The organism is Kordiimonas lipolytica (assembly GCF_042651265.1).
Lineage (GTDB): Bacteria > Pseudomonadota > Alphaproteobacteria > Sphingomonadales > Kordiimonadaceae > Kordiimonas > Kordiimonas lipolytica.
This window is the reverse complement of sequence record NZ_JBHSCR010000003.1, coordinates 587,905-609,517: the sequence shown is the minus strand read 5'-3', so window position 1 is coordinate 609,517 and position 21,613 is coordinate 587,905. Positions and strand designations below refer to the sequence as shown.

Genomic DNA, 21,613 nt, shown 5'->3' with positions numbered 1-21,613 from the left:
CCCTGACACGGCTACCCTTGGGCGATATAATCCTTCAGCGCCTCGTTTTCTGCGGCCGCCTGCTCCATGCGGTGCTTGACCACATCACCGATGGACATCATGCCGACAAGCTTTCCGTCGTCCACCACCGGTACGTGGCGGATACGGCGCTCGGTCATCATCTTCATCAGCTCATAGATCGTGTCATCCTTCGAGCAGGTAACAACCGCTTTGGTCATCAGCGTGGATACATCATCCGCCAGCACACCACCGCCCCGAATGGCGATACCGCGCACAACGTCACGTTCTGACATGATGCCGCAAATCTTGTCGCCATCCGTGATTGGAATGGCACCGATGCGCCGCTCTCCCAGAAGTTTGGCAACTTCCATCACGGTACAACCGCGCTCAAGCGCGATGATATCATTGCCTTTTTGGGAAAGAATTTGGCCAACATTCATATAGCGTCTCCCTCGTCTTAGGCCCGTCATTGGCTGTTCGGGCTACGGTAATTCAAGATACTCGGGTAAACAGGCCTTTATTATGCCCCTTTTATGGGTTTGAAGCAAAAGAGATTACGCCGTCGCTATTGTTAAAAGTTGGCTTAAAAGTCAGGCTATCCTTTTCTGCACGCTGCGGTTACGTTACAACTGCATTGGGGAAATTGATTTTGAGGGCAGCGGAGCGAAGCAGCGTATGCGGTAGAAATAACCGCAACGGGGGAGTGTGATGTCGCGTATTTTTTTCAAAAAGGAAGGACAGAAACCATCTGTCTTTGCCACGCTTGGGCTGATCACTGGCTGTCTGGCCCTTCTTGCCCTGATTGCTGCAGGACCGCTTTACCGTATCGGCCTGTTTGGTGATCCGGTAGCAGACCCCAGCCTTTATGAGCTGCAGTTCAAGATCATCACCGTGGCCTTCCGCCTGATGCTGGTAGCCGCCGGTTTCACCTTTTTGGGCCTTCTTCATGGCCGGTTCTCAAGCCGGGCGCGCACCAGCTGGCGCGGCATCACCGCCGCCATCCTTGTGGCCGTCATTGCCTGGCCGCTGGGGAATCTGTTCTACCGGGCGGAAAGCGCACCGGTCCTGCATGATATTTCCACTACCCTGGCTGAGCCACTGGCCTTTCGAACCCTGCCCGGCCGAACTTATGAAGTTTCAAGCCCCAGCGACATTCTGGGCAGCCGGCTTGAGCCCGGCTACACAGAGAAGCTCCACAGAGCTTATCCTGGCCTTGGCAGCACACCGCTTGGCGGAAGTGTGCCCGAGGCCACAGAACTGGCTGCGGACGTAGCCAATAAAATGGGCTGGGCCATTGTCTCCCAGGACCTTCAGGCCGGTCATATCGAAGCCATATACAGCAGCCCCTGGTTCGGCCTTCGAAGCTTCATCGTTATTGCCGTGCGCGAAAAAGACGCAGTGGCTTTTCTTGACATTCGCGCAGTTTCTGAGATGGGTCATACCGACTTTGGCATCAACGCAGATCTGATTGATGCCTATACATCGGCACTGCGCACGCGGGTAGGTTAGGCCCGCAGGGACACTGCGCGCGGCCCTATCGGAAAGCAGTCTAAATGAAAAGATTTCTGTTGATCATTGGCTCCGTCATAGCCCTCAGCGCTGTCGCCTATTGGTCGCTTTATGTCATGGGGCATATCGAAGGCGTTGAATTGTCTGGCCATGGCGTCGCGGCGATGGTGGTCGGGCTTGGTTTCACCATTTTGATCGGCTTCGGCCTGATGGCGCTTATTTTCTTCTCAAACAAGCATGGGCATGACGAAGCCGTCCATAACCTGTATATGTCTACCCACTCGTCAAACGACGATAATGAGAATTCATAAACAGGCAAATGGGACATAGCGGTGACCGATAAGGATTTTAACGCAAGCTGGGAAGATTTCTGGGCCCTGGTGCAGGATGTCTGGACCAACGGGCTATATGGCGTGGACGTGGGCCAGATTGTCATCGCGACTGGCATTTTTCTTATTTTCCTGCTGTTCCGGAACCTTTTCACCCGGCTGGTTTTGAACAGGGTCTCCAAGTGGGCCGCTAAAACGAGGAACACCCTGGATGACAGTGTAATCGAGGCGGTCGAAGCCCCTGTCCGCTTCGTGCCCGTTGTGCTGGGCCTTTTCTTCGCCACAGCCTATCTGGAACTTGATCCTGATTCCTCCAATGTGGCCTCGAACCTGAACAAATCGCTGATCGCCTTCGTGATCTTCTGGTCGCTCTACCGGGCGGCAGGGCCTGTGGGCGAGTTGTTGCAGCGGGCCGACAAATATCTGACCGTGTCGATGATCCAGTGGCTTTCGAAGGCCATTCGGGCCGCTTTCGCCATCATTGGCGGCGCCACAATTCTTGAAATCTGGGGTATCCAGGTTGGGCCGCTGATCGCCGGCCTCGGCCTCTTCGGTGTGGCAGTGGCGCTTGGCGCACAGGATCTTTTCAAGAACCTGATCGCCGGGCTTTTTGTCATTGGCGAACGCCGCTTTCACCCCGGCGACTGGGTTCTGGTGAAGGGCATCGTCGAAGGCACGGTCGAGCATATCGGCTTCCGCACGACCACGATCCGCCGGTTCGACAAGGCGCCAGTTTATGTGCCCAACACGAAACTGTCCGACCACGCGGTCACAAACTTTTCCCGCATGACCTTCCGCCGAATCAAATGGGTGATCGGTCTTGAGTATGGCAGCACGTCTGCCCAGCTCAGCCAGGTGCGCGACAGCATCGAACGATACATTCTCGAGAGCCCGGACTTCGTGCAGCCTGACGAGACCGCAACATTCGTACGTATCGACCAATTCTCCGGCAGTTCCATCGATATCCTGCTGTATGCCTTTACCCGCACGACCGACTGGCTTCAGTGGCTGGCCATCAAGGAAAAGCTGTTGCTGGAAATCAAGAAAATCGTTGAAGACGCGGGTACGGGCTTTGCATTCCCCAGCCGCTCACTATATATCGAGGCCATGCCGGGCGAGTTCGAAGCCGCCCCAACCGACCAGTTGCAAGTCGCAGCCCAGTCACAAGGAACCAAAGCATGACCTTGACCGTGAAAACGCTGGACGAAGAGCGCCGCCGCGCGGCCATCCGCACCATCCCGCAGCCATCGGACCTGAATGTGAATGGCAACATCTTTGGTGGCTGGGTGCTTTCCCAGATGGACCTCGCGGGTGCAGATGCCGCCAGCCGGATCGCGGGTGGACCGGTTGCGACTGTGGCGATCGACGGCATGAAGTTTCACCAGCCGATTGAGCTTGGCGATGTGATCAGCATCTATGCCGATATTGAAAAGACCGGGCGTACATCCGTGACCGTAAAGCTGGACGTTTATGCCGAACGCGGCGTGGAACGCACGCTCCACCAGGTGACGGAAGGACGTTATATATTTGTCGCTATCGACAAAGATGGACGCCCTACCCCGCTTCGGAACGCAGAATAATAGCCTGCTGCTTATTGCGCTGCCGCATCGCCGCTGCCGACTTTCACGCCTGATTTATCAAGCTCGGCCGTACAATATTGGGCAACTGTGTCCAGAAAAGTGCGGTTTTCCGGGCTGAGTTCATTGCGCGAAAGTTGTGCCGAAAGCTCCAGATAGCGCGAAAAATCCAGCCGTTTCTTGAATTCCGTCACTGTGCATTCACACAAGGGCTTGCAGGTTTCTTCGCCAAAACCCGGCACGCATTCAGACAAGCAGCGCTGACGATCAAGATCCAGAAGCTCCTGCGGAATTTCGGTCGATTGCGCATGCACTGCACCGCCCGCCATGAAAACAAGGGCTGCTGACACCAGTCTGAGGTTGCGTTTCAAAGCCGTCTCCTACACATTCTTTTTACCGGAAAGCCTCTCGACAGTGGCTTGCGGCGATCCCATATTGCGCTTGTAACATCTCGCGCTCACATATGCGCATTAGAACTGATTAAAAGAGACAAGAAAATGGCAAAAGCGACTTTTGGTGGTGGGTGTTTCTGGGGTGTGGAAGAAATCTTCCGCACAATGGACGGCGTAACCGGCACACGTGTGGGCTATATGGGCGGCGCAAAAGACAATCCATCCTATGAGGATGTCTGCACCGACAGAACAGGCCACGCTGAAGTGGTCCAGGTCGAATTCGACCCGGCCAAGATCGACTATGGCACGCTGGTGGATGTGTTTTTCGACAATCACAACCCAACAGAGCTGAACCGTCAGGGCCCGGATGTGGGCACCCAGTACCGCTCTGCCATCTTCTATCATGACGATGACCAGAAAAAGGTCGGCGAGGAAAAGAAAGCCGCGCTGATTGCTTCAGGCCGCTTCAAGCGCCCGGTCGTGACCACGCTTGAAAAGGCAGACACCTTCTGGGAAGCGGAAGAATATCACCAGCAGTATCTGGCCAAACGCGGGCTTTCGAGCTGCCACATCTAACACTCCGCAGCACATGCTGAAATAACGGAAACGAGGGGCCATCATGGCCCCTCCTGGTATCGAGTATTCTTTCATGGAAGCCTTCTTCATTTCCACCCTGTCAGTCGCGATTGCTGAAATCGGTGACAAGACCCAGCTGCTGTCCCTTGTTCTGGCCGCGCGCTACCGGAAGGCAACGCCCATCATCATGGGCATCCTGATCGCCACGCTGGTCAATCACGGTCTTTCCGTGCTTCTAGGGGCCTGGCTCGCGGACCTAGTGCCCGCAGATACTCTCCGCTGGATCATCGGTGTTTCCTTCATCGTGCTGGGGCTATGGCTGCTGATTCCCGACAAGGCCGATGACGACGAGGCCCAGTTCAAGGGCATGGGGGCCTTCACAGCCACGCTGCTCTTGTTCTTCCTGGCCGAAATAGGCGACAAAACCCAGGTTGCGACTGTTGTATTGGCGGGAAAATACGCTTCGGGCCTGTTGGTCACCATGGGCACCACAATCGGCATGCTTGCCGCCAACGTGCCTGTGGTTCTTATGGGCAAGAAGGCAATGGCTGCCATGCCGCTCAAGACCATTCATCTGGTTGCTTGCGGCCTGTTTGTGCTTATCGGTATCGGAACGATCGCCTTCTCTGGCTAACTGCTTAGCGCGCCAGCACTTTGGGCTCGAGAAAGCGTGTGGCCCATTCGCCAATATCAAGGTCAGGGGGCGCAAGCTCCGTGGCTTTTTTATAGGCCTGCTCGACCTCATCTTCCCGGTCACCCTGGCGACTAAGGAATTCGGCCATCATGGCCCAGGGTTCGAAATTGCCAGGCTCAAGCTCAATCGCACGGTCGAACGCCTCTTCTGCAAGCGTCGTGTCACCCGCACTATAGAAAAGGAAGCAGCCATAGGCCCGCCAGGCTTGGCTGTCTTCGCTATCAAGCTCCAGCGCCCGTTCATAATGGGCAATGGCTGCGTCTTCGCGCCCGATGGCATAGCGCACCAGCCCGATATCACAGTCGGTCGTTGTGCACTCGCTTTCCTTGGTGGATGCCTGCAGAAGCGCCTCTTCAGCGGCCTCAAGGTCACCCAGGTCATACAGAAGCACTTCGCCCAAAGTGTGCCAGGCATAGTGGTCGTCCGGCGCGAGCTCCACAGCCTTTTGCAGCTCCACAAGCGCGGCTGACGGGTCATCGGACATATAGCGGAGCACCTGGCCATAAAGCACACGGCAATAGGCACTGTCCGGGTCGCGCTCCACCAGGCGTTTCGCATGCACAGCCACCAGATCCGGTCGGTACAGGCGGAAAATCCCCATCCACACGATATCCGTCAGCACATCGATGCTGCCAGGTGAAAGCTCCAGCGCGCGCGAAAGGGCCTGCCAGGTCTCACCCACATCCGATTCGGTCATCAGAAGCAGGCGGCCAAGCCGCGCCCAGGCGAAACCGTAATCGGGGCTGATGCGAATAGCCTGCCGGAAATGATATTCCGCCGCTTCCGCGTCTTCCTTATGCTCGAAATTCAGGGCGCCCAGCATGGCGTGGGCCCAGTCATAATCCGGGTCCAGCTCGATGGCCTTCTTGAACCAGGCCTCGGCCTCATCCATTTTTCCGGCGCCGTGGTAAAGCGCCTGGCCCATATGGGTTGCCACCCACGGGCTGTCGTGGGCGATCTCTGCCGCTTTGGCAAGAAAACCAATGCCTTCCTCGACCTTGTCGAGAACTTCCCAATGCAGCCACCCAAGGCGGGCCAGCACATCGAAGTCCTGCGGGTCGATCTCAAGCGCTTTCTGATACACCTCAACCGCCCGCTTGGGGTCCCCAAGTGCCGCCTGATACAGCATCCCCAGCTGGCGGTAGACGACGGGGTCATCCGGCACCAGATCCACCAGCTTCTGGTAGGCGCGCAGGGCTTTGCGTGGCCGGTTCATCTGTTCCTCGTAAAGCGTGGCCAGCGCATAAAGCGTAGGCACGTCCTGCGGCTCAAGCGCTTCGGCCCGCAACAAGGCTTCCTCTGCTTTCTTAGGACGGTCTCCCATTTCCATGCGCACAAAGCCAAGGTGGAAATGAGCCCACTGATAGTCAGGCCACAGCTTCACTGCGGCAGCAAGCTCCGCTTCCGCACCTTTGAGGTCTTCGCTCTGCCGGTACAGCGACCAGCCAAGCCAACCGCGATAATAGCATTCGCCCGGATCAAGCGCGATCGCGCGCCGGAGCATGCTCTGCCCCTCTTTCACCCGGCCCATGAAATCCGCCAGCATGATACCAAGCTTGCCCCAGGCCCAATCATCTGTCGGGTCTTCTTCAATTGCACGGCGGAAGGCTGTTTCGGCTTCCGCATACTGGTGCAGGTTCACGCTCAGGAGATGCCCATACTGGGACCAGGCCCAGGTATCCGACGGGTCGATCTGAAGCATGGTTTCCCAGGCTTCCTTGGCAGTCGCCCAGTCTTCCCGGGCCTCTGCGGCGCGGGCTTCACTGATCAGCCGCTCCTTGCCGTCTGCGGGCGCCATGTGCGGCAGGGACAGGTTGCGTTCGCGACGGGTTTTGTTGGGCGCCACAGTCGCGCGTTCGCCCAGGCTGGTCTGCGCATCCGCAGCCTGTTGATCCTCAGGGTCAAACGCCTGCGCCTTATCGTAAGCTTCCGAGGCCTCCCCGCGCCTTCCGGGCAGTACCGACAGAACATCGCCCAGCATATGCCAGCCCGCAGCCGACTTGGGCGTGATTTTCAAGACCGCGCGCGCCGTTGTTTCCGCCTGCGCGAATTCCCCCGTCGCCAGCTGGTGAGCAGCAAGCGCCAGAAATTCTTTTGCGGTCGTGTTGATGTCGAGAAGTTCTGCCATAAGACAATGGGCTTTACCGGCAGACCGCTAAAAACTCTAGCGAAATCTGCCGCCGGGATAGATGCCTGGATAGATTAGGAAAACTGAAAAGGCTTCAGGCCGCGCGGGCGTCCTTCTGGCAATCGGCGCAAACGCCGTGCAGTTCAAGGGTTTGCCTGCTGATTTTGAAGCCTGCGTCCTTGGCAGCACCTGTCACGGCCTGACCAAGCGCGTCGGACGTGACCTCACGCACATTTTCGCACTTGTCGCAAATCAGGAACTGGCTGACATGGTCATCTCCCGGATGCGGGCATCCGATATAGGCGTTCAGCGATTCGATCTTGTGCACCAGGCCCTCTTCCATCAGGAAATCAAGCGCGCGGTACACGGTCGGTGGCTTCGCAGAGCCCCCTTCAGTCGCCAGTTGGTCCAGAAGATCATAGGCTTTCACGGCCTTATGGCCCTGCCAGATCATCTTCAGGATGCGGCGGCGCAGATCGGTGAAACGCGAGCCATGCTCTGCGCAGACGCGCTCAGCCTCTGCGAGGGCATCGTCGATGCAAATGCTATGATCGTGGTGTGTATGGGCCACTGTTTTCCCCTGTTTTTTGTCTTCCTGACATCTTAACCATATCCGGGCCGGGTTTCCAGCCCGGACATGACGTTAAGGTTTGTCAATTAGCTACTCTTTTTTACCCAGAAGCGAAAGCGCCGCTGTGGTCATGGCCTCCACACCGCCCTTGATGGTGGGCTCGGCGTCTGGAGCAAAAAAGGCCGAATGCAGGCTTGGCAGCTTTTTCTCACCTTTTTCTGCTGCTTTAAAATCTGCCTCCGGCACGCCGCCCAGCCAGAAAATCAGACTCGGTATCTTTTCTTCCGTGCGGCTATAGAGCGCGAAATCCTCTGCCCCCATCACCGGCGTCAGCACATGCACCCGGTCTTCGCCCAGCGCATCCGAGAGCGTATCGAAAACCGCACCCGTCATATCCGGGTCGTTATAAGTCGCTGGCGTGCTCTCGCTGACGGTCATGGTTGGCCACATGTCTTCCGGCAGCCCCACAGACAGCGCCTGCGCGTTGGCGATCCGCTGGATACCGTCCAGAAGTCGTTTCCTGACATCATCCTTATAAGACCGCACGGTCATCTGCAGATGCGCACTGTTGGAGATAATATTATGTTTGGTGCCAGCATGGATCGACCCCACGGTCACCACAGCCGCATCAAGGGGCGAGGTTTCGCGTGACACCAGTGTCTGCAGCGCCACCACAATCTGCGCCGCCAACACCACCGGGTCCTTCGTGGTGTGCGGATAGGCGCCGTGGCCACCAACACCCTTTATGGCCAGGTCAACCGTGTCCACGTTTGCGAGCGCATAGCCCTTCGCCATGCCAACATCGCCCGCCTTCATCCCAGCGCTGACATGAAGCGCGATATTATGGTCCGGCTTCGGAAACTTGCTGAACAGGCCTTCTTCAATCATGGCTTCTGCCCCAAGCACACGCTCTTCCGCGGGCTGGCCGATCATCACAAGCGTCCCTGACCATTGGTCTTTCATGGCCGCCAAGCGTCGCGCGGTGCCGATGAGGCTGGTCATGTGTATATCATGGCCGCACGCATGCATCACAGGCACGGTCTTGCCCTTGTCGTCCACCGTTGTGACGGTACTGGCGTATGGCAGGCCGGTTTGTTCGGCAACCGGCAGGGCATCCATGTCCGCACGGATCATCAGCGTCGGTCCTTCACCGTTCCTCATAACCCCCACTACGCCAAAACCGCCGACATTTTCTGTCACATCGAAACCGGCGGCGCGAAGTTCGCCTGCAATGCGCGCCGCGGTCTTTTCTTCCTGCAACGAAATTTCAGGGTTCAGGTGAAGGTGGGTATAAAGCGCCTTCAGATAGTCATAGTCCGCGCCGATGGCATCGGTCAGGTCGCTTGCGAAAACAGGGGCGTTCAGACAGGCCGCAAGCGCGGTGCCCATGATGATTTTTTTCATTTTGTATCCTCCCAGATAGCTAGGAAGATACAATGATTTCAGGGGCTGGCAAGCCAGAAACGGGTCAGGCGAGACCACTGCCTTTCGGCGCAAGCGTCACATGGCGGTGAATGGCAACCGAAAGGATCAGCCCGTAGGCGATCATCCACGTCAGCATGGCTGACCCGCCATAGGAAATCATTGGCAGCGGCACGCCCACAACCGGCATCAGGCCCATCACCATGGCCACATTGATCATCACGTAAAGAAAGAGCGTGATCGACAGCCCGCCCGCCATAAGGCGCCCGAACTGGCTGCGACACCCAAGCCCCATCAACAGCCCGTATCCCAGAACGATGCCATACAGCACCAGGGTGATCGACGCGCCAATAAGGCCGAATTCCTCTGCCAGCACCGTAAAGATGAAATCGGTTTTCATTTCAGGCAGAAAGTTGAGCTGGCTTTGCGTGCCTTCAAGAAAGCCCTTGCCGGTCATACCGCCTGAGCCCAGCGCGATCTTCGACTGGGTAATCTGGTAGCCCGCGCCCAGTGGGTCTGCTTCCGGATTCAGGAAGGTCAGCACCCGGTCTTTCTGATAGTCCCGCATGAACTGCCACACGATCGGTATGGCCGCTGAAACCGCCACGCCTGCCGCAATGAACAGCCAGGCTGGCAGGCCCGCCAAAAACAGGATGGCCATGCCGCCCATCACAATCATCAGGGCTGTACCAAGGTCTGGCTGGCGGTACACCAGCGCCACCGGGATCAGCATCAGCATCGCAGGCACAAACAAGGACCTGAGGCTGCGGCTTTGGTCATAGTTCCGGCCGTGGAAATAGCGGGCGAGCGCCATGACGACTGCGATTTTCATCAGTTCCGACGGCTGCAGTCGCATAAAACCAATGTCCAGCCAGCGCTGGCCGCCCATTCCGGTTGAGCCTATCACTTCTACCGCCAGGAGAAGTCCGAGCCCGATGGCCCAGGCCGGATAGGCAAAGGCCATCCAGTACCGGATATCAATAACCGCGATGATCAGCATCAGCACAAGGGCGCCAGCAAAGCGGGCCGCCTGGCGCGAGGCCCATGGGTCCCAGTCGCCACCCGCGACAGAATACAGCATGGCAAAACCGATGCAGGCGATCATGCAATTGATCAACACCATGCCCCAGTTCAGGCTGAGAAGCCTCTGCAGCGGGTTCTTGTCCACCCGGCGAGGACCAAACATGCGTGCAGTACCCATCAGGCCTCTCCCTCTTCCGGTAGATTCGGCTCTTCCGGCGACTTCTGTTTCATGAGCGCAAGCGCCTTGTCCATGACGGCGCGCGCTATGGGCGCCGCCACAGAAGATCCACCACCACCGTGCTGCACCAGCATGCCAATGGCGACTTGCGGGTCGTCAACCGGCGAATACCCGATAAAGAGCGCATGGTCACGCATGGCCCATGGCAGCTCATCATTATCGCGCACGCCTTCCTGGTGTTCGCTTTCACTGATGCGGCGCACCTGTGCCGTGCCGGTTTTGCCTGCCTGTGTCGGGGCGGATTTCGAGCGTCTGTAATCGTGCGCGGTGCCGCCGACTTCCATCACCATCTCCATGCCGCGGCGGGCGATGCGCATATGAAGCGGGTTGGCGTCCATGGCCGCAAACGACGTATCCGGCGCGTCTGTCTCCAGATCCTTGCTCACGAGCGACGGCTCCAACTTGTAGCCCGATGCGAGCCGCGCCGTCATCACCGCCAGCTGCAGCGGCGTTGCCAGCAGGGCACCCTGGCCGATAGACACATTCAGCGTCTCACCGCCGTGCCAAGGCTCGTTCCTCACCGCGCGTTTCCAGGCGGGGTCCGGCACCAGGCCTTCCTTTTCACCGTCTATACCCAGGTCGAACCGTTGCCCCAGGCCAAAGCGACGCAACATATCGGCTATGGCTTCGATATTCAGTTCTTCCGCAATCTTGTAGAAATAGACGTCGCAGCTGTTGGAAATAGCGCCCTTGAGGTCCAGCTTGCCGTGGCCTCCCCGCTTCCAGCAGCGGAAGGTGCGGTTGCCGAAACGGTGTCTGCCGTTGCAGTAATGTTCTGTATCTTCCTTGACCACGCCTTGCTCAAGCGCTGCCAGCGCAATGATCGGCTTAACCGTTGAGCCCGGCGGGTAAAGGCCGGAAACAGCCTTGTTGATGAGCGGCTTCCTTGGGTCTTTCAACAGAGCCTGCCAGTTCTCGGTGCTGATGCCGCGCGTAAACTCGTTGGGGTCAAACGACGGCGTGGACGCGAGCGACAGGATCTCCCCTGTTTTGGCGTTCATCACAACAGCGCCAGCTGCTTCCTCACCCAACTGTTCCATAACGAATTTCTGCAGGTCAATATCAAGTGTCAGTTGCAGGTCATTGCCCGCTTGCGCTTCCTGCCGTGGGGGCAGTTCCCGAATTTCACGGCCCACGGCATTCACTTCAACGCGGCGAGTTCCTGCAGACCCCCGCAGGCGGCTTTCATAGCGGCGCTCAAGCCCCTGCCTGCCTACCTTGAAGCCAGGTAGCTGATAGAGAGGGTTCGCCGTGACTTCCTCTTCACCGGGGCTGGCCAGATAGCCAATCAAATGCGCGATCTCATTGCCGCTGGGGTAGAAACGCGACAGGCCCGCATCCGTCACCACGCCGGGCAGGTCAGGTACCGCCACATTGACGCGGGCGAAGGTGCGCCAGTCCAGACCCTGGGCCACGGTGATGGGCACGAATTTGCGCTGACGTTTTATCTGGCGTTCAAGGCGCGCGATACGGCGTTCGTCCAGCTTTACGACACGGCCGATTTTCTCAAGCGTGCTGGCGATCTCATCGGCCTGCTCAGGGATCATGAAAACGCGGAAGTCCGGGCGGTTGGTGGCCAGCTTGCGGCGGTTGCGATCAAAAATTTCGCCACGTTCCGGTGCGATCAAGCGAAGCGCCACCCTGTTCTTCTCGGCGCGCAGCTTGTATTTCTCGCCCTGCACAACGGACAGATAGTAAAGCCTGCCGCCAAGGGCGGTCAGCACCAGCCCCTGCGCCCCTGCAAGCAGAAGCGCGCGCCTGCTGAATACCTGGTATCTAAGGCCCTCTCTAGCCATCCTTACATCGCTGCCCGTCTAAGACGCCCAAGTACAAACCCAACGGGCGCATAGGAAAAGGCAGTGATCACCCACTGCAGCGCCAGCGGCTCGGGTGGCAGCATTGTGCCATAAACCAGCGAGATCAGCAGCCAGGACAAAAGATAGAGGCCAAACGACAGAACAGCAAAGATGACCCAATGCACAAGACGGCTGCGGCCCTTATAGTGCTTGAGCTGGTTGAGAACGAAAAGACGTGTCAGCAGCAGAAGGACCATGTTCAGCCCCATGGGCACGTCCAGCCACAGATCCAGGAAGAAGCCAAGCACTGCGCAGGCGCCATATGGCATCAGGATTGGGCGCGAAGACAACCAGTAAAAAACGCCAATCAGCACAAGGTTCGGCATAGCGATGTTGGCCGCCCCCGTCCCCAGTGGCAGCATCATCAGGATAACCATGACAAAACAGGCGATCAGCGGCACAAAGCCGGCGAAACCGAAGGATGCCATGGCGGGACGGCGTGCTGCGTTCATCAGTTACCCTCCCCTGGTGCTTCTGGTTGGGTCGCCTCTTCGGGCACTGGCTCATAGGCCATCACCCGCACATAATCGAGCTTGCCAAGAAGGCCAAGCGGCTCAAGCAATACGAAATCGTCCACCACGTCCACCACCCGCGCCACAGGCAGGTCAGGTGGGAATGCGCCGCCATGGCCGGATGTCAGCAAACGGTCACCCTCCTTCACCTGCACGCCCTGCGGCAGGAAGCGAAGCCTTAGGAGGCTTTCGTTCTGGCCCTCTGCAATCGCCAGATCACCCGTGCGCTCAAGCCGCACCGGCACCCGGCTGTTGATATCTGTCAGAAGCAGCACCCGGCTGGTCCAGCGGCCCACCTGGATCACGCGGCCCACGACGCCGGTCTCGTCCACCACCGGGCTGCCGCGCTTGACGTCGTCCGCGGACCCTGCACCGATCAAAACGCTGCGCTCGAACGCGCCACCGCCAACGCCGATCACCCTTGTGGTAGCAGCAGGTGGCACTTCGCGGCCTGGCACCTTCAGCATGCCGCGAAGGCGTTCGTTCTCGCGGCTCAACTGCATCGCGGCTTCCCGCCACTGCCTAAGCCGGTCGTTTTCATCCCGCAGGGTTTCATTTTCAAGATAGATGTCAGACACGCCGGCGATACGTTCAAGGCCCGCCTGGACGGCGCGAATGGGCTGCTCCAGCACCCGAAGCACTGGGGCCACAACATCATTGGCATAGGCACGGATCTGGTGTGGTACGCCAGAGCCCACCCATTCAAATGTCAGAAGCGCTATGGCGACCAGCATATACGGCCAAAACCCACCCTTCGCCTTGCCACCACGGCGAAAGCGAGGGGATGAAGACAGGTTAGCGGAGTGCAGTGTCGGACTCAGCGTTCAACCTCCCGGGGGTTTGGCACGGTGCCATGGCCCGCTCAGGGCCGGTTAATAGCTTTCGGTCAGGACAAGGCGCAGGGTTGGGTCCTCAAGCGCGCGGCCGGTACCCAGAGCAACACATGTCAGCGGCTCTTCCGCAATGGTCACCGGCAAGCCGGTTGCCTTGCGGATCACTGTATCCAGGTCCTTCAGCATGCCGCCACCGCCGGTCAGGACAACGCCGCGGTCAACGATATCGGCTGCAAGCTCCGGCGCCGTTTGTTCAAGCGCAACCTTTACGCCTTCCACAATCTGGCTCACTGGCTCAGACAGGGCTTCGGCAACCTGAAGCTGGTTCACCTCAAGCTCTTTCGGTACGCCGTTCATCAGGTCACGCCCCTTGATGGTCATGGTCATGCCCACACCGTCTTCCGGCACCAGCGCCGTACCGATTTCCTTCTTGATGCGCTCAGCCGTGGCCTCACCAATCAGAAGGTTATGGTTACGGCGAATATAAGCGATCAGGGCTTCGTCCATCTTGTCGCCGCCCACGCGGACGCTGGTGGCAAACACGATGCCGGACAAGGAAAGAACGGCCACCTCGGTGGTACCGCCGCCGATGTCCACAACCATGGAACCTTGTGGTTCGGTTACCGGCAGGCCTGCGCCGATTGCGGCAGCCATTGGCTCGTCGATCAGGTAAACCTTGCGAGCACCTGCTTGCTCAGCCGATTCCTGAATGGCCTTGCGCTCAACCGCTGTGGAGCCGGACGGCACGCACACAACAACCTGCGGGCTAGCGAAAGAGCGGTTATGCACTTTCTGGATAAAGTGTTTGATCATCTGTTCAGCTACGTGGAAGTCGGCGATCACACCGTCACGCAGTGGGCGAATGGCCTGAATGCCAGAAGGCGTCCGGCCCAGCATCAGCTTGGCTTCATCGCCAACAGCCAGCACACGGTCGCGCCCGTGTTCACTTTTGATCGCAACAACCGAAGGTTCGTTCAGCACGATACCCCGGCCCTTCACGTAAACAAGTGTGTTTGCGGTACCAAGATCAATCGCCATATCTGACGAAAACATGCCGAGCAGCTTTGATAGCATTTAACCCTCTTATCCTGAAAGCTTGACTGAATTTTTGACCCTACGTGAAGACACCCGTCATCACGCAGGCATAAAAGCGGTTATGGGCCAGATATGGGTAAATCACAAGAGGCTAGACGCAAGATAGTCCCATATTTTGCTTTTTTTTGGCACCAAACAGCCCAGATCCGCAAAATGTGGCCTAAGTCAGTAAAATTGTAGGCTTTTTTGCATACCTCAAGAGGGGAACCTCACACCCGGTTATGCCCAACCGGCAACCACAAAAATGCTGAAAATGACATTATTGAGCATATGCAGACCTATCGCGGCATAAATGCTGGCGGTACGTTCATAAACATATCCGAGTCCGGCACCGATTATGAAATAGAGTGGCAGCAAGATGAGGCTGCCGTGAATAGCCGCGAAAACAAGCGCAGCCACTGTGATTGCGCTCCAAGCCGGTATCCTGCGCCTCAGTGCTGACTGGAGATAGCCCCGAAAGACAACCTCTTCAATGATGGGCGCCACAAACGAAGCCAGCAAAAACATCAATATGGTCGCGGCCGCTGCGCCGGTTGCAGCCGCCTGATCGAATATCTGTTCGGCACCGCCCCTGGGCATGGACCCCGGCATGCCCCCTTCAAGCGCAGTGGCATATAGCCCGGCAAGAACCCGGGTCATGAGAAACACCCCCAGGATCAGAACCACCGTTTGCCCCCGGTCCAGCCTGCTGGGCCTGAGCCCGATCTGGGACGCGAATGTCGGCCCGAAACGGCCCATGTCCGCCCGAACCCAAAGGTAGGTCACCAAGCTGCTGAGGCCAAGGCTCATCGCCATGACCAGCGGCATGTTCTGGCTTGCCAGACTGGGAATATCGTAAGCCACGCCGACAAACTCGAACAAAACACTGACCAGGATACCGATAAAAAACTGGCTGCCAAAAAGCACAGCAAAGGCGCCGAACCCGCGCCGCACGGTCAGCTGATAGGGCATTTCACCGCTGGCACCACGGCGCTTCGGTTCTGCCCTTACGTATTCAGACATGTCTGCAGGCGTTGCATCTGCAACCGTTTCCACCTGCATTACTCGCCCCCCCTTTTTGGCCCCTTTTTCGGCTCTGCGAAAAATGATGCGAAACATTAATAACTCTAAGCCAAAGTGACAACACGAATATGCGCAACCGACGAGCGCAGAAAAAAAGGGCGCCACCTGGACGCCCTTTGCGACATTACAGATGCCTGCCCACAGGCTATTTCGCTGCGACCACCTTTGCGGCTTCGTCCGGCGCTTTCTTTTCGCGCTTGACCAGAAGCTTGTTCACCGCAGACACATAAGCCCGCGCGGCGGCTGTAACCGTATCTTCATGCGCGCCCTGCCCGTTCACCGTGCGCCCACCTTCTTCAAGGCGCACCGTACATTCCGCCTGCGCGTCCGTCCCCTGGGTGACTGCATGCACTTGGAAAAGCTGCAGGTGCGGCTCCATGCCGATCAGGTCCTTGATGGCGTTGAAGGCCGCGTCCACGGGGCCGGAGCCATAGGTGACTGTCTTGGCCTTTTCGCCGTCGATCGCCATGGTGAGGTTGGCGACAGCTTCGCCGTTCGACGAGCTATAGGTATTCAGGCTGATCACCTGCATGCGGTTGGCCCAGGTGGCAACCTCATCATCCACAAGGGCAATGATATCCTCGTCATAGATGTTCTTTTTGCGGTCCCCGAGTTCCTTGAAGCGGCGGAAACATTCCTGGAAGGCGTTGTCGCCAAGCTCGTAGCCCAGGTCCTTCAGCTTGTCGGCGAAGGCGTGGCGGCCGGAGTGCTTGCCCATCGTCAGCACAGACTTGGTCACGCCCACCGATTCCGGCGTCATGATCTCATAGGTCTCTGCAGCTTTCAGGACACCGTCCTGGTGGATACCGCTTTCGTGCGCGAACGCGTTGGCGCCCACAATGGCCTTGTTGTTCTGAACCGTAAAGCCGGTCACGGTGGAGACGAGCTTACTGGCCCGCATGATCTCTTCCGTTTTGATGCGCGTGTGGTAAGGCAGCGCATCACCGCGCACCTTCAGCGCCATCACGATCTCTTCCATCGCGGCATTCCCGGCACGTTCGCCGATGCCATTGATGGTGCACTCCACCTGGCGCGCGCCGCCCGCCACACCGGCGAGCGAGTTGGCGACCGCAAGCCCAAGGTCATTATGGCAGTGGGTGGAAAAGATCGCCTTGTCCGAATTCGGCACGCGTTCAATCACGGCCTTGAACATGTCCATATATTCCTGCGGCGTGGCGTAACCCACAGTATCCGGCAGGTTGATGGTGGTGGCCCCCGCCTTGATCGCGGTCTCGACCGCTCGGCAAAGGAAATCGATTTCAGTGCGCGTCGCATCCTCGGCCGACCATTCCACGTCGTTGGTGAAGGTGCAGGCGCGGGAAACAGAGGCATGGATCGCCTCAATCACCGCCTCTGGTTCCATCTGCAGCTTCACTTTCATATGAAGCGGGCTGGTGGCGATGAAGGTGTGGATACGGCCGGAATTGGCGGGCTTGATGGCCTCGCCGGCGCGGTCGATATCGCCAAGGGCGGCGCGGGCAAGCGAACAGACAGTGCTGTCCTTGATCTCTTTCGCAATGCGGTTCACGCATTCGAAATCGCCGTTTGATGCTATGGCGAAACCGGCCTCGATCACATCGACGCGCATATTTTCCAGCACGCGGGCGATCTGCAGTTTCTCTTCCAGGGTCATGGATGCGCCGGGCGATTGCTCGCCGTCGCGCAAAGTGGTGTCAAATATTCGCACACGGTTTGCTTCACTGTGTGACATGGCATTATTCCCGATATTTCTAGTAACGATCTGAATGAATGACTTCAGCTGGCATTACCCTTAAGCATCCGAGCACGAAAATGTGCCACAGCTTGCGATGCTCAAGGGCCGATAAGTCGACCCGCACCAAGGAGCGATAGACCAGCGAGTAGGAGGGTAATCAGGAGGCCGGAAGAAAGAATGACGCGCGTGAAATCAGCCGGCGCCGCTTTGGAAATGGCGATGGCTTTTGCCTGTCTCTTTTGTGGTGTCCGACCGTTCATCCGTCTTAGACCCCTTGCAAATCCTGTATATCCGGGCGTTTTTGCCCGAGAAATTTAGGAGTATCATATTATTTTATAATCGCAAGAGGCAAATTTGGGAAATTTTATTTCAATTGGTAACAGGCGAAACTATTCTTTGTTGCTGAGCCAACTGCCTGCCACGTCCAGTTCATAGTCTTGCTCGTCGCACCATTCACCCTTGACGAACGTGCGCTTCAGGTGCACCGGGCCGACCGGTTTGAAGCCCAAGCGCTCCAGCACCCGGCCCGAAGCCGGGTTGCGCACATCAATATCGGCAGAGAATTTGACGACCTGCAGGGGCTTCACAAGCGCGGGCAGCAAAGCCCTCAGTGCTTCGGTCATATAGCCCTTGCCCTGCCCATTGGTGCTGAGCGAATAGCCGATACGGACATGGCCTGTTCCTTCTGGCGTCACACCATTGCCCACGCCGATGTCACCGATGGCAAGGCCTGTTGCCTTCTCCTCGATCATCAGCTGGTGGTACCGGCCTTCCGGGAACGGCTCAAGCGCCGCCTGCTCGCGGCAGAATTTCTCGGCGCGGTCAATGGCAAAGGGATAGTCCCACAGCGTATAGCGCGCCACCTCCGCGTCATTGCGCCAGCCGTGGAACGCCACCGCATCATCCTCGCGAAACGAGCGGAGGATCAGACGATCGGTTGATATCGGGAGAATGTCTGTCATCCACCTAGTTAAATCTTACTCGTAATGTTTTGGGACGCAACCGCGCGTCCAGCTTTCTGCAGGCGGTTTTCTCACCTTCACATACCAAAGTGAAATCTGTCTGCAGAGGGTCCTCATGACTCTCAGCCTTCGTTATCGACGTGCAGGCTACTGCGGGATGGGCAGGGTGACCGGGAAGCGTTATATACCAACTATTTGGGCTTAACTGCTGGATGCCAGTGTCGCTTTCTTCGAAGTAAAGGAGAAATTCGTCGCTCGGCATCCGACCGCCACCGTCCAAAGCGTGTGCATATGCCATTGCCTCGCCAACAGTTGCATAGCCCTTACCGCACAGCACACTACCTTCGGCGGTATCAGCTGTAGCGGAAAACATAAGTATGAAAATCAGAATATTCAAAAGCCCCCTCCTCGTGATTTTCGAAAGCAAATCGCGGACGGGCTAAGATTGCAACAAAAAAGGCGACCGACATGCGATCGCCTTCCTCTAACCGTCGCTCACTAGCTTAGAAATTTACGAGCAGCCCTGCCTTGATGCGGTAGGTGGCCTCGCCCGCGGGCTTGGCATAGTCTGCGCCGATGCGGAACGACAAGAGGTCACTGAACTGGTGCTCAACACCCGCGCCGAAGCGCACGTCATCGGCACTGGTGGAACCCACCACCCCGATGGTCTCATAGCTCACGTTCATATAGCCGATGGAGCCATAGACCATATTCTGGTCGTCGTCGCCGAAAACGATCCCGGCAATGCCTGTGATGTCCCATTCGCCGCCGAAGTCGCCAACAGCGCCTTCAATGTCGCGCGTGCCTTCCACATGGCTGCCATAGCTGCCCTCAACGCCCACAACAACATAAGGCACCGGTTCCATACGGTAGCCGATCACGCCGCCCACCAGCACCGACTGGTCACTGACGTCGACCGAGCTTTCAATGCCGCCGTATAGACCACTAAAGTCACCGGCGAAAGCCGACGGTGCAAATGCCAGCGCTGCCGACAGGGATAGACCTGCCATCGTGAATTTATTCATGGGATGCTCCTGTTGTCCTCGAAACCGGGGGAGCCCTAGCAGCTCTGCCTGACCCAGTAAATCGATCTTTCCCTGATACGCCTGTTTCAAGGCAAAAAAAGGGCGACCCCAGGAGTGGGCCGCCCATGAACTCTACTGGAGAGCAGTCTAAGGGGATTAGTTCATCCTAGTTGAAGTAAAGTCCTTCGCTTCGCTCAGTGTACTTTCCTTCAGGGAAACTATGGCGTTAAACAGGCTTGAAGCGCTTCCGCGCCTGTTTAACCAATATGTCTGGGCAGGATTTCGTCCCTCAGATTCCGAAATCCTGCAAATCCGTCTGCAGAGCCGCCTCAAAGACGGATTTGGCAATTTGGAACCGGATCAAAGTACACCGAGCCGCAAGGCGAGGGACTTTGGTCCGACGTCTTAGTTTTTCGCCTTGTCGACCAACTGGCCCTCTTTCATCCACGGCATCATGCCACGGAGCTTGGTGCCAACTTCCTCGATCGGGTGACGCTGGGCGAGGCCACGATGGGCCTTCAGCTCAGGGTTACCGGCGGCGTTATCCAGCATAAAGTCCTTCACGAAGCGGCCTTGCTGGATGTCTTCCAGAACGCGCTTCATTTCGGCCTTCGTCTCAGCGGTGATGATGCGTGGGCCGGTTTTATAGTCGCCGTATTCGGCAGTGTTCGAGATGGAGTAACGCATGTTGGCGATACCACCCTCATAGATCAGGTCCACGATCAGTTTCACTTCATGCAGGCACTCGAAATATGCCATCTCAGGCGCATAGCCTGCTTCAGTGAGCGTCTCAAAGCCCGCCTTGATCAGCTCAGACACGCCGCCACACAGAACGGCCTGCTCGCCGAACAGATCGGTTTCGCACTCTTCGCGGAAATTGGTTTCAATGATGCCCGAGCGGCCACCACCGATGGCGGACGCGTATGAAAGGCAGAGGTCATGGGCTTTGCCCGATGCGTCCTGATGCACAGCAATCAGGCACGGCACGCCCTTGCCTGCAGCATACTGGCTACGAACCGTATGGCCTGGGCCTTTTGGCGCAACCATGATCACGTCCAGGTCTTCCCGTGGCTCGATAAGGGCAAAGTGGATATTGAGGCCGTGGGCGAACATCAGCGCCGCGCCCTGTTTCATGTTGGCATGCAGCTCGTCACGGTAGATAGCGGCCTGATGCTCGTCCGGTGCCAGAACCATCACCATATCGGCCTCTTTGGCGGCCTCTGTTGCCGTCATGCATTCAAAGCCGGCGGCTTCTGCCTTCTTGCGCGTGGACGAGCCTTCCCTGAGCGCCACGATCACACGGGATACACCGCTGTCGCGCAGGTTGCCTGCATGGGCATGGCCCTGGCTGCCGTAACCAACGATCGCAACCGTCTTGTCCTTCACCAGATTAACATCAGCATCACTATCAAAATAAACTCGCATCTCACTATCCTTTTGGTGGGCGTGCGCCCGTCAAAACATATCTCATTCTAAAAGTCGTCATTCGCCGACTTGATCGGCGAATCTATTGATTCACCTATATTTTCTGCCGCTATGGACTCGCCGGTCAAGCCGGCGAGTGACGAACATGCGGCTGCTCACAGGCCCTGCTGACCGCGCGCAAGCGCCACGGCACCCGTGCGGGCAACCTCCACAAGTCCAAGCTCACTCATCAGGTCAACGAACGCATCCAGCTTGTTCGCGGCCCCCGTAAGCTCAAAAACAAAACTGTCGCGGCTGGCATCCACCACCTGCGCACGGAAGGCTTCCGCCAGACGAAGAGCCTCAACCCGCTTTTCGCCAACGCCTGCCACTTTCACAAGCGCCAGGTCCCGGCTAACGAAATCACCCTCGATCGTCAGGTCCGCCACCTTGTGCACCGGCACCAGGCGGTCCAGCTGGGCCTTGATCTGTTCGATCACCATGCGCGTGCCGGATGTCACGATCGTGATCCGGGATGTCTCATGGCTGGTGTCCACCGTTGACACCGTCAGGCTTTCAATATTGTAGCCGCGGCCTGAAAACAGGCCGATTACGCGCGCCAGCACGCCCGCCTCGTTATCCACGATAACGCTGATGGTATGTACTGCGATTGGGCCAGTTTCTTTCATAT

General features: G+C 57.7%; 23 protein-coding genes. 6 read left to right on the top strand and 17 right to left on the bottom strand.

Annotation, left to right across the window (positions count from 1 at the left end; all coding sequences use genetic code 11):
- Positions 1 to 11: 11 nt before the first annotated feature.
- The gene (locus ACFO5Q_RS07035; protein WP_068153442.1) at positions 12 to 440 is read right to left on the bottom strand and encodes a CBS domain-containing protein; all 429 of its coding nucleotides are present in this window, start codon (positions 438 to 440) and stop codon (positions 12 to 14) included.
- A 268-nt stretch (positions 441 to 708) separates the two neighbouring features.
- On the opposite strand from ACFO5Q_RS07035, the gene ACFO5Q_RS07030 reads away from it, so the two are divergent.
- Genes ACFO5Q_RS07030 through ACFO5Q_RS07015 form a run of 4 tightly spaced genes read left to right on the top strand, consistent with a single transcriptional unit; the run spans position 709 to position 3,418 of the window.
- Positions 709 to 1,509 (top strand): DUF1499 domain-containing protein, encoded by an 801-nt coding sequence (locus ACFO5Q_RS07030; protein WP_068153440.1) that lies wholly within the window; start codon positions 709 to 711, stop codon positions 1,507 to 1,509.
- Between the two features lie 44 nt (positions 1,510 to 1,553).
- A complete protein-coding gene (locus ACFO5Q_RS07025; RefSeq protein ID WP_068153437.1) occupies positions 1,554 to 1,820 on the top strand; it encodes a hypothetical protein in 267 nt (88 codons plus the stop codon).
- A gap of 21 nt (positions 1,821 to 1,841) precedes the next feature.
- Positions 1,842 to 3,020: a mechanosensitive ion channel family protein gene (locus ACFO5Q_RS07020; RefSeq protein WP_068153435.1), complete on the top strand. Its 1,179-nt coding sequence runs from the start codon at positions 1,842 to 1,844 to the stop codon at positions 3,018 to 3,020.
- A complete protein-coding gene (locus tag ACFO5Q_RS07015; protein WP_068153432.1) occupies positions 3,017 to 3,418 on the top strand; it encodes an acyl-CoA thioesterase in 402 nt (133 codons plus the stop codon). The genes ACFO5Q_RS07020 and ACFO5Q_RS07015 overlap by 4 nt, the downstream gene beginning before the upstream one ends.
- A gap of 11 nt (positions 3,419 to 3,429) precedes the next feature.
- On the opposite strand, the gene ACFO5Q_RS07010 is transcribed toward ACFO5Q_RS07015, so the two are convergent.
- On the bottom strand, positions 3,430 to 3,786 hold the full coding sequence (locus ACFO5Q_RS07010; RefSeq protein WP_068153429.1) for a hypothetical protein: 357 nt from the start codon (positions 3,784 to 3,786) through the stop codon (positions 3,430 to 3,432).
- Between the two features lie 126 nt (positions 3,787 to 3,912).
- Between ACFO5Q_RS07010 and msrA the strand changes: the two genes are divergently transcribed.
- Positions 3,913 to 4,383: a peptide-methionine (S)-S-oxide reductase MsrA gene (gene msrA, locus ACFO5Q_RS07005; RefSeq protein WP_068153425.1), complete on the top strand. Its 471-nt coding sequence runs from the start codon at positions 3,913 to 3,915 to the stop codon at positions 4,381 to 4,383.
- 43 nt (positions 4,384 to 4,426) lie between these two features.
- A complete protein-coding gene (locus ACFO5Q_RS07000; RefSeq protein WP_231727365.1) occupies positions 4,427 to 5,017 on the top strand; it encodes a TMEM165/GDT1 family protein in 591 nt (196 codons plus the stop codon).
- 4 nt (positions 5,018 to 5,021) lie between these two features.
- Here ACFO5Q_RS07000 and ACFO5Q_RS06995 read toward each other — a convergent pair whose 3' ends face one another.
- From ACFO5Q_RS06995 to ilvN, 15 genes are all read right to left on the bottom strand, one after another.
- Entirely contained in the window at positions 5,022 to 7,205 is a 2,184-nt protein-coding gene (locus ACFO5Q_RS06995) for a tetratricopeptide repeat protein (RefSeq protein WP_068153423.1), read from the bottom strand.
- Positions 7,206 to 7,299: 94 nt separating this feature from the next.
- Entirely contained in the window at positions 7,300 to 7,776 is a 477-nt protein-coding gene (locus ACFO5Q_RS06990; RefSeq protein ID WP_068153420.1) for a transcriptional repressor, read from the bottom strand.
- A gap of 90 nt (positions 7,777 to 7,866) precedes the next feature.
- Positions 7,867 to 9,180 (bottom strand): amidohydrolase, encoded by a 1,314-nt coding sequence (locus ACFO5Q_RS06985; protein ID WP_068153419.1) that lies wholly within the window; start codon positions 9,178 to 9,180, stop codon positions 7,867 to 7,869.
- Between the two features lie 64 nt (positions 9,181 to 9,244).
- Positions 9,245 to 10,399: a rod shape-determining protein RodA gene (gene rodA, locus ACFO5Q_RS06980; protein WP_082720124.1), complete on the bottom strand. Its 1,155-nt coding sequence runs from the start codon at positions 10,397 to 10,399 to the stop codon at positions 9,245 to 9,247.
- Positions 10,399 to 12,255: a penicillin-binding protein 2 gene (gene mrdA / locus ACFO5Q_RS06975; protein ID WP_068153417.1), complete on the bottom strand. Its 1,857-nt coding sequence runs from the start codon at positions 12,253 to 12,255 to the stop codon at positions 10,399 to 10,401. Before mrdA ends, rodA begins: the two co-directional genes overlap by 1 nt.
- A 2-nt stretch (positions 12,256 to 12,257) precedes the next feature.
- Positions 12,258 to 12,767, bottom strand: a complete 510-nt coding sequence (locus tag ACFO5Q_RS06970; protein WP_068153413.1) for a hypothetical protein — start codon at positions 12,765 to 12,767, stop codon at positions 12,258 to 12,260.
- Complete coding sequence (gene mreC / locus ACFO5Q_RS06965) at positions 12,767 to 13,561, bottom strand: rod shape-determining protein MreC (RefSeq protein WP_068153408.1); 795 nt, start codon at positions 13,559 to 13,561, stop codon at positions 12,767 to 12,769. Before mreC ends, ACFO5Q_RS06970 begins: the two co-directional genes overlap by 1 nt.
- 138 nt (positions 13,562 to 13,699) lie before the next feature.
- Positions 13,700 to 14,734 (bottom strand): rod shape-determining protein, encoded by a 1,035-nt coding sequence (locus ACFO5Q_RS06960; RefSeq protein ID WP_068153403.1) that lies wholly within the window; start codon positions 14,732 to 14,734, stop codon positions 13,700 to 13,702.
- A 240-nt stretch (positions 14,735 to 14,974) separates the two neighbouring features.
- Positions 14,975 to 15,796: a CPBP family intramembrane glutamic endopeptidase gene (locus ACFO5Q_RS06955; protein ID WP_068153401.1), complete on the bottom strand. Its 822-nt coding sequence runs from the start codon at positions 15,794 to 15,796 to the stop codon at positions 14,975 to 14,977.
- 166 nt (positions 15,797 to 15,962) lie between these two features.
- Entirely contained in the window at positions 15,963 to 17,528 is a 1,566-nt protein-coding gene (locus ACFO5Q_RS06950; RefSeq protein WP_068153399.1) for a 2-isopropylmalate synthase, read from the bottom strand.
- A gap of 392 nt (positions 17,529 to 17,920) precedes the next feature.
- Positions 17,921 to 18,493: a GNAT family N-acetyltransferase gene (locus ACFO5Q_RS06945; protein WP_068153397.1), complete on the bottom strand. Its 573-nt coding sequence runs from the start codon at positions 18,491 to 18,493 to the stop codon at positions 17,921 to 17,923.
- Positions 18,494 to 18,497: 4 nt separating this feature from the next.
- A complete protein-coding gene (locus ACFO5Q_RS06940) occupies positions 18,498 to 18,890 on the bottom strand; it encodes a hypothetical protein (protein WP_068153394.1) in 393 nt (130 codons plus the stop codon).
- Positions 18,891 to 18,996: 106 nt separating this feature from the next.
- Positions 18,997 to 19,518, bottom strand: a complete 522-nt coding sequence (locus ACFO5Q_RS06935) for an outer membrane beta-barrel protein (RefSeq protein ID WP_068153391.1) — start codon at positions 19,516 to 19,518, stop codon at positions 18,997 to 18,999.
- 405 nt (positions 19,519 to 19,923) lie between these two features.
- Positions 19,924 to 20,943 (bottom strand): ketol-acid reductoisomerase, encoded by a 1,020-nt coding sequence (gene ilvC, locus ACFO5Q_RS06930; protein WP_068153386.1) that lies wholly within the window; start codon positions 20,941 to 20,943, stop codon positions 19,924 to 19,926.
- Between the two features lie 155 nt (positions 20,944 to 21,098).
- Positions 21,099 to 21,611: an acetolactate synthase small subunit gene (ilvN, locus tag ACFO5Q_RS06925; RefSeq protein WP_082720132.1), complete on the bottom strand. Its 513-nt coding sequence runs from the start codon at positions 21,609 to 21,611 to the stop codon at positions 21,099 to 21,101.
- Positions 21,612 to 21,613 lie beyond the last annotated feature (2 nt).

Excerpts from the sequence above, each read along its gene's own strand:
- ACFO5Q_RS06945 (WP_068153397.1), bottom strand. The coding sequence starts at position 18,493 with ATGACAGACATTCTCCCGATATCAACCGATCGTCTGATCCTCCGCTCG.
- ACFO5Q_RS07000 (WP_231727365.1), top strand. The coding sequence starts at position 4,427 with ATGGCCCCTCCTGGTATCGAGTATTCTTTCATGGAAGCCTTCTTCATT.
- rodA (WP_082720124.1), bottom strand. The coding sequence starts at position 10,399 with ATGGGTACTGCACGCATGTTTGGTCCTCGCCGGGTGGACAAGAACCCG.
- ACFO5Q_RS07030 (WP_068153440.1), top strand. The coding sequence starts at position 709 with ATGTCGCGTATTTTTTTCAAAAAGGAAGGACAGAAACCATCTGTCTTT.
- ACFO5Q_RS06955 (WP_068153401.1), bottom strand. The coding sequence starts at position 15,796 with ATGCAGGTGGAAACGGTTGCAGATGCAACGCCTGCAGACATGTCTGAA.
- ACFO5Q_RS06970 (WP_068153413.1), bottom strand. The coding sequence starts at position 12,767 with ATGAACGCAGCACGCCGTCCCGCCATGGCATCCTTCGGTTTCGCCGGC.
- ACFO5Q_RS06960 (WP_068153403.1), bottom strand. The coding sequence starts at position 14,734 with ATGCTATCAAAGCTGCTCGGCATGTTTTCGTCAGATATGGCGATTGAT.
- ACFO5Q_RS07015 (WP_068153432.1), top strand. The coding sequence starts at position 3,017 with ATGACCTTGACCGTGAAAACGCTGGACGAAGAGCGCCGCCGCGCGGCC.
- ACFO5Q_RS06995 (WP_068153423.1), bottom strand. The coding sequence starts at position 7,205 with ATGGCAGAACTTCTCGACATCAACACGACCGCAAAAGAATTTCTGGCG.
- mreC (WP_068153408.1), bottom strand. The coding sequence starts at position 13,561 with ATGCTGGTCGCCATAGCGCTTCTGACATTTGAATGGGTGGGCTCTGGC.
- mrdA (WP_068153417.1), bottom strand. The coding sequence starts at position 12,255 with ATGGCTAGAGAGGGCCTTAGATACCAGGTATTCAGCAGGCGCGCGCTT.
- ACFO5Q_RS06950 (WP_068153399.1), bottom strand. The coding sequence starts at position 17,528 with ATGTCACACAGTGAAGCAAACCGTGTGCGAATATTTGACACCACTTTG.
- ACFO5Q_RS07035 (WP_068153442.1), bottom strand. The coding sequence starts at position 440 with ATGAATGTTGGCCAAATTCTTTCCCAAAAAGGCAATGATATCATCGCG.
- ilvC (WP_068153386.1), bottom strand. The coding sequence starts at position 20,943 with ATGCGAGTTTATTTTGATAGTGATGCTGATGTTAATCTGGTGAAGGAC.
- msrA (WP_068153425.1), top strand. The coding sequence starts at position 3,913 with ATGGCAAAAGCGACTTTTGGTGGTGGGTGTTTCTGGGGTGTGGAAGAA.
- ilvN (WP_082720132.1), bottom strand. The coding sequence starts at position 21,611 with ATGAAAGAAACTGGCCCAATCGCAGTACATACCATCAGCGTTATCGTG.
- ACFO5Q_RS07025 (WP_068153437.1), top strand. The coding sequence starts at position 1,554 with ATGAAAAGATTTCTGTTGATCATTGGCTCCGTCATAGCCCTCAGCGCT.
- ACFO5Q_RS06935 (WP_068153391.1), bottom strand. The coding sequence starts at position 19,518 with ATGAATAAATTCACGATGGCAGGTCTATCCCTGTCGGCAGCGCTGGCA.
- ACFO5Q_RS06985 (WP_068153419.1), bottom strand. The coding sequence starts at position 9,180 with ATGAAAAAAATCATCATGGGCACCGCGCTTGCGGCCTGTCTGAACGCC.